6 protein-coding genes are annotated in these 6,124 nt (G+C 63.2%); all 6 read left to right on the top strand.

Features of this window, described 5'->3' with window-relative positions:
* The first annotated feature begins 252 nt into the window (after positions 1 to 252).
* The 6 genes from ACFTR6_RS20165 to ACFTR6_RS20140 all read left to right on the top strand — a co-directional run bounded on the left by ACFTR6_RS20165 (position 253) and on the right by ACFTR6_RS20140 (position 6,123).
* Complete coding sequence (locus ACFTR6_RS20165) at positions 253 to 942, top strand: haloacid dehalogenase type II (RefSeq protein ID WP_377959230.1); 690 nt, start codon at positions 253 to 255, stop codon at positions 940 to 942.
* Between the two features lie 17 nt (positions 943 to 959).
* Positions 960 to 1,430 carry a RidA family protein gene (locus ACFTR6_RS20160; protein WP_377959229.1) on the top strand — a complete coding sequence of 157 codons (471 nt, stop codon included), beginning with the start codon at positions 960 to 962 and terminating at the stop codon, positions 1,428 to 1,430.
* Between the two features lie 40 nt (positions 1,431 to 1,470).
* On the top strand, positions 1,471 to 2,580 hold the full coding sequence (locus tag ACFTR6_RS20155; RefSeq protein ID WP_377959228.1) for an alanine racemase: 1,110 nt from the start codon (positions 1,471 to 1,473) through the stop codon (positions 2,578 to 2,580).
* A gap of 70 nt (positions 2,581 to 2,650) precedes the next feature.
* Positions 2,651 to 3,385, top strand: a complete 735-nt coding sequence (locus ACFTR6_RS20150) for an SDR family NAD(P)-dependent oxidoreductase (RefSeq protein WP_377959227.1) — start codon at positions 2,651 to 2,653, stop codon at positions 3,383 to 3,385.
* 98 nt (positions 3,386 to 3,483) lie between these two features.
* Positions 3,484 to 4,890 (top strand): NAD(P)/FAD-dependent oxidoreductase, encoded by a 1,407-nt coding sequence (locus ACFTR6_RS20145; protein WP_377959226.1) that lies wholly within the window; start codon positions 3,484 to 3,486, stop codon positions 4,888 to 4,890.
* Positions 4,891 to 4,947: 57 nt separating this feature from the next.
* Positions 4,948 to 6,123, top strand: a complete 1,176-nt coding sequence (locus ACFTR6_RS20140; protein WP_377959225.1) for an FAD-dependent oxidoreductase — start codon at positions 4,948 to 4,950, stop codon at positions 6,121 to 6,123.
* Position 6,124 lies beyond the last annotated feature (1 nt).

The following is a 6,124-nucleotide window of genomic DNA, read 5'->3' as shown; positions in this document are numbered from 1 at the left end:
TTCCTGGGGGCCGGGGGGGGGGGCTTGCTCCCTCCCCGATATACCACGACGGGGGGCGGCGGGCTGATCTGCGGGCCTCCCGCCGTCGTACTATGACCGGAGCAGCGGGGCACTTCACCCGAGTCAAACGAACTGTTGACAATCTACAGATATGGCGAGTATTGTCGACAATCGACGGCAGTTCTCGCGAATCCGTATCGACAAGCTCTTGCAAGTGTCGTCGACAATCGACCAAGATAATCTGGAGGAAAGATGGCATTCGAAACCAAACCGAAGTTCGCTACGTTCGACATGAACGGAACCCTGATCAAGTTCGCAATCAACGATGCGATCCGCGAAGTCTTGGGCGACCGGCTGCCGGCAGAGGTCGCGGATGAGTACCTGCGGGCCTGCAAGGCGTACCGCATCGACGAGTGCACGGGCGAATACAAGCCGTTCCACCAGATCGTTGCCGACTCCATGGAACGCGCGTCGCGCCGGGTTGGCCTCGAGTTCCGCGCCGCCGACGCGCGGGCAGTCTATGAGATCATCCCGTCCTTTGGCCCGTACCCGGGTGTGACCGAGGCTTTGAACCGGCTGGCTGAGGAAGTTCCGCTGGTCATCATCACCAACAGTGACACCGCCCATGCTGTGCGCCTTGCGGCGAACCTCCAGGCCCCATTCGACGTCATCATCAGCGCCGAGCAGATGGGCATGTACAAGCCGCGCCTCGGAGCCTTTGAGTACATGTTCGACAAGCTTGGCGTAACACCGGACGAGATCGTGCATGTCTCTGCGAGCCCGATGTACGACCACAGGCCTGCAGCCATCATGGGCATTAAGAACAAGGTGTACGTTGACCGGGGCTTCGAGCACGACGAGCACTGGCTCGGCTACGAACGGATCACCGACATCGCCGATCTCCCCGTCCTCTTTGGCCTGCCGCGACCGGCTGCCTCGTAAGAGGGACCTGACTGGCCATGAGCCTCGCAACGGCGGACTCCGCTTTGGACCGGCTGCGGGCCCTCGGCCTGGACCTTCCCAGCCTCGCGGATAACCCCTACTTCGCGCACCACCGAGCGGTGGATTCCAGCATCCACATCTCCGGCCAACTGCCCTACAAGGACGGTGTCCTGCTGGGCACGGGGATCGTCGGCAGGGACGTCGCGCTGGAGACGGCACAGGACCTCGCCCGCCATACCGCGGTCAACTGCCTCGCGGCCGCCGTGCAGGCGGTAGGAGATCTGGAGCGGGTCCGGATCGTGCAGATGCTGGTCTTCGTGGCCAGTACACCGGACTTCGGTCTGCAATCGCAGGTCGCCAACGCGGCGAGCGAAGTGCTCATCGAAGTGTTGGGCGACAACGGACGGCACGCCCGCACCGCAATCGGCGTCGCCGGACTGCCGCTGAACACTCCTGTGGAGATCCAGATGATCTGCACAGCCGTGTAGGGGGCGGACGTGCTGGCCCAAATTCATGAGGAGAACAAGCGTGAACCGTATTCAGGGAGCAATCAACGCCCTCGCCGGGCGAATTGACACCCCCGCGCCGATCATTCTGGTCGACGTGATGCAGGACAACATCGATCGCATGCAGGGCTTCGCCGCCCAGCACAACCTCGACGTCAGGCCGCACGTAAAAACACATAAGTGTGTGGAAATCGGCTGGCGCCAGGTCAAAGCCGGGGCTGTCGGAATTACCGCAGGAAACGTTGGTGAGGCCGAAATCTTCGCCGCAGCGGGCTTCGACGATATCTTCATCGCCTACCCGATCTGGCCTTCGGGAACGAAAGGCCTGCGGCTACGCAAACTTGCCGTCACCACCCGGCTGCGGGTCGGCGTCGACAATTTCGCGGCTATCGATGCCCTTGCTGACGCGATGGGCACTGAAGCCGAACGGCTGCAGGTTGTCATCGAGGTGGACTGCGGTGCCCGTCGCTCCGGTGCGCCGCCCGAGATCGCAGGCGACCTCGCAGCTGCCGCCCGCAGACGCGGACTCGTCCCGGTGGGCATCTTCACGTATCCAGGTCACGGTAGCTCCAACCCGGACGCCCGCAAGGCCGCGGCACTGGACCAGGAGGCCGCGCTCACCACAGCGGTGCGCAGCTTCAACGCGGTGGGCATCAGCCCCGAGGTGGTCAGTGCGGGCTCCACCCCGACGGTGGAGTTCTCCGCCGCCAGCAGCGTGATCACCGAGATCCGGCCCGGAGAATATGTGTTCAATGACTTGAACAACGCCCGGCTGGGGGCCTGCACTGAAGACCAAATTGCGCTGTTCGTCGCCGGCACGGTGGTCAGCAGCTGGGTTCCTGATCAGGTCATCCTCGATGTAGGCAGCAAAGCACTCAGCCGAGAAGGCAGCCCCGAGATTGGCTACGGGGCCGTGCCCGGCACGTCGGCCATTCTCTCAAAGCTCAACGAGTATCACGGGTTTCTGCCGCTGCCGGCTGGCGATTTCCGCCCAAGCGTCGGCACGGTGCTTCCGATCGTGCCGAACCACGTCTGCCCGGTTGTCATCAATTTTGAGGAATTGATTGTCACGGACAGCACGGGCGCATCGCTGGAGCGGTGGCGGGTGGATGCGCGCGGATTCCTGAGCTGAGCCGTCCCTGATGGACATCCCGTCCGAAGGCCCGCAACCCAAGCGATTCACCGTACCAAGGAGTGACCCCATGAGGCTTGATAAGTCCACTGCCGTTATAACCGGTGCCAGCAGCGGAATCGGGGAAGCAGTGAGTTCCCGCTTCCGACGCGAAGGCGCCCGACTGCTGCTCACGGGCCGCAGGGAGCGGCTTGATACCGCCCAGCCCGGCGACCTGTACGTCCCTGGAGATCTCAACGATGAGGCCTTCGTCGAAGGCCTGGCCCGCCAGGCCGCCGAAACGTTCGGAACCGTGGACATCGTCGTGCTTAACCACGGGCTGCAGGTCAGCGGCCCCCTGACGGAGATGGCGTATGAGGATGCGAAGAACGTAATCGGCAGCAACCTGCTCAGCGCCTTCCTGATGATGAAGCATTTCGCACCACTGATGCCCGCCACAGGCGGCTCGTTCGTCCTCGTCAGTTCACGGCTGGGCATGGTTGGCAAACCCGGCGAAGTCCTGTATTCCGCGGCCAAGGGCGGCCTCATCATGCTCGCCAAGGGCGCTGCTATCGAGTGGGCCTCACGCAACATCCGCGTCAACGTTGTTGCGCCAGGACTGACCGTCACCCCCGTCATCGAGGCATCGTTCCAGCGGAGGCCCGATCCCGAGGCCTACCGCCGCGAGCGGGAGGGCCAGATCCCGCTCCAACGCCTCGCAACCCCAGAAGAGATCGCCGACGCCATACTTTTCATGGCATCACCGGAATCCTCCTACATCACAGGAGCGGTCCTCCCCGTCGACGGCGGCTACACCGCCTTCTGACACCACGCCATCCGGCGCAGGCACACCTAAGCCGGCCAAGGCTGGGGATGTCCCGCAGTCGTATTGGCTCAACGGTTCACACACAAAGAAGGACAACAATGACAGCCCTTGCGGCAGCACCCCGAAACGGAGAGCTCGGCTTCTGGATGGCCGGACTCGCGGACAAGAGGCCCGCGTACCCCCGCTTCACAGGCGACGGGTCAGTAGACCTGGCCATCATCGGTGGCGGCTACACCGGCCTGTGGGCGGCCTATTTCGCCAAGAAGCTCGAGCCGTCGCTTTCGGTCGCGGTTTTTGAGGCAGAGCAGATAGGCTACGGCGCGTCCGGGCGGAACGGCGGCTGGCTGTCTGCCATGATTCCAGGAAACCGCGCCACGTTTGCCCGTGTATCCGGGGGCGGGCTGGACGCGAGCCGGGCCTTCCAGCAGGAGTTTATTGCCGGCGTCGACTCCGTCCTGGATATTCTTCAGGCGGAGGGCATTGATGCGGATCAGCATAAAGGTGGTGCGCTCGTGGCTGCCCATACCAAGGCAGGGCTCGGCCGGCTGGTCACCAGGCGCGACGCCGACTTGAAGTATGGGGTGACCGAAGATGAGGTACACCTGCTGGGCCGGGACGAGTTCCAGAGCCGGGTCAACATCTCCACCGTCCACGGCGGGCTCTTCTACAAGCACTGTGCCCGGATCCAGCCGGCCAAACTCGTCTACGGTCTCGCCGACACCCTGACCTCCATGGGCGTGAGCATCTACGAACGCAGCCGGGTCGCCAGTTTTGACGGCACGACCCTCAGCCTGGACAACGGGCGGGTGACCGCGGCCAAGACGTTCATCTGCACCGAAGGATATTCCGGGCAGTTGCTTGGCAGCCGGACCCTGATCCCGATCAATTCCTCGATGATCGTGACCAAACCGCTGTCGGAGGAGGCCTGGCAACAAATTGGCTGGAACGGGCGGCAGTGCCTTAACGACTCCGCACACACATTCATCTACTCCCAACGCACAGCGGACGGCCGCATCGCGATCGGCGGCAGGGGAGTGCCATACCGCTACGGCTCCGGCACCGGGGGCGCCGGTTCAACTGCCCAGTCCACAATTGACCTGATCTCTACAAAGCTCCGCTCCTTCTTCCCTGGCATCGAGTTCGAAGTGGACCACGCCTGGTCCGGGGTCCTCGGCGTCACCCGTGACTGGAACGGCGGGGTGAACTGGGACCCGGCGTCCGGGATCGGATCTTCAACCGGATACGCAGGGCACGGCGTCACGGCAGCCTACGTGGGCGGGCGAACTCTCGCGGAACTGGCTTTCGAACGGAAGACGCAGCGCACCACACTTCCCTGGGTCGGCTACCGCGCACGGAAATGGGAACCGGAACCGATCCGTTGGCTGGGTGTCCACGGCATGTACCGGCTGTTCGGACTGGCGGATCAATGGGAAGAGTGCAGGAATTCCACGCATACCTCACTCATTGCCAGGTTCGGCAGCAGGCTCGCGGGACTTCATGAATAGGCACCAACCAGGTCCTTCACTTGGACCTCAAACACAACAAGGAGAGGTTCTAAGCAAATGGACGGAAAACTTGCCGTAATTGGGCTTGGCAGCATCGGAAGCATGGCACTCTGGCAGGCCTCAGGGCTTTCCGACTCCGTGGTCGGCTTCGAGGCACACACTCCCGCACACGCACGCAGCGCCGTTGGCGGGGACACCCGGCTGTTCCGCATGATCTACCGCGGAACCCCCGGGTACTACCCGATCCTGGAGCGCTCACGTGACCTCTGGGCGGAGCTCGAAGCAGAAACCGGACAGGATATCCTCACTCGTTGTGGCGGACTGTCCATCGGAAGCACCGATGGACCCTACCTCCGCAGCGTCCTGGAAACCACCCGGATCAACGGGGCTGCCCACCAGATCCTGACCCGTGAGGAAATGGCCGAACGCTACCCCCAACACAACCTCAGGGCGGACGACTCCGCAGTGTTCGACCCCAACGCCGGTGTTCTTCGGACCGACCGGGCAGTAACGGCAGCCGTCGCTGCCGCAGCGGCCAACGGGGCAACGGTCCTCAACAACACTCCAGTCAGCAGCATCAGGGAAACCAACGACGGCGTTGTCATCACCTCAGGAGGCACCTCCTGGACCTTCGGAAAGGTCCTCATCGCCTCCGGGGGTTGGTCCCGGCAGCTCATGCCCGACTACCTGAAGGCACACACGGAAACACGCAGAGTTTTCCTGTCCTGGTTCGTTGCCCGCGACGCAGCCCAGTTCACTCCGGACAACTTCCCCACTTTCAGCCGGATGTACGAGGACCGCTCCATGTACGGAGCACCCACGGTTGACGGAGTCACCGTCAAAGCCACCTTGGACGGCCGGGGCACGGTCACAACCGACCCCAATGGTTTCCCCCGGGACCTCTCAGCAGTTGAAATCGCCGAGACTGTCGAAACCGTCACCCAATTCTTCCCCGGCCTCATTCCGACGATCGTCCGCTCCGACGCCTTTCCGGACCTCTACACGGAGGACCGGAACCCGCTGCTGGGCTGGCTCGGCGAGTCAAGCAGGATCTACTGCGCCACAGGCTTCTCCGGAGGCGGATTCAAGAATGCCACTGGCTTCGGCCACATCGCTGCGCACGAAGCGCTCGGCAAGCAGTCATTCGTGGGCCTGGACTTCGTGCGCCCGGAGCGGTTCAAGGCGCGCCAGCCCTCCGTCCAATACTCTGCCCCTCAATTACCGAAAGCGTGAC

The organism is Arthrobacter sp. NPDC057009 (assembly GCF_042673905.1).
Classification (GTDB): Bacteria; Actinomycetota; Actinomycetes; order Actinomycetales; family Micrococcaceae; genus Arthrobacter.
This window is presented reverse-complemented; position numbering and strand designations above follow the sequence as displayed.

What these genes read in the sequence shown, in the direction of transcription:
- ACFTR6_RS20165 (WP_377959230.1), top strand. Translation starts at nt 253, where the DNA reads ATGGCATTCGAAACCAAACCGAAGTTCGCTACGTTCGACATGAACGGA.
- ACFTR6_RS20160 (WP_377959229.1), top strand. Translation starts at nt 960, where the DNA reads ATGAGCCTCGCAACGGCGGACTCCGCTTTGGACCGGCTGCGGGCCCTC.
- ACFTR6_RS20150 (WP_377959227.1), top strand. Translation starts at nt 2,651, where the DNA reads ATGAGGCTTGATAAGTCCACTGCCGTTATAACCGGTGCCAGCAGCGGA.
- ACFTR6_RS20145 (WP_377959226.1), top strand. Translation starts at nt 3,484, where the DNA reads ATGACAGCCCTTGCGGCAGCACCCCGAAACGGAGAGCTCGGCTTCTGG.
- ACFTR6_RS20140 (WP_377959225.1), top strand. Translation starts at nt 4,948, where the DNA reads ATGGACGGAAAACTTGCCGTAATTGGGCTTGGCAGCATCGGAAGCATG.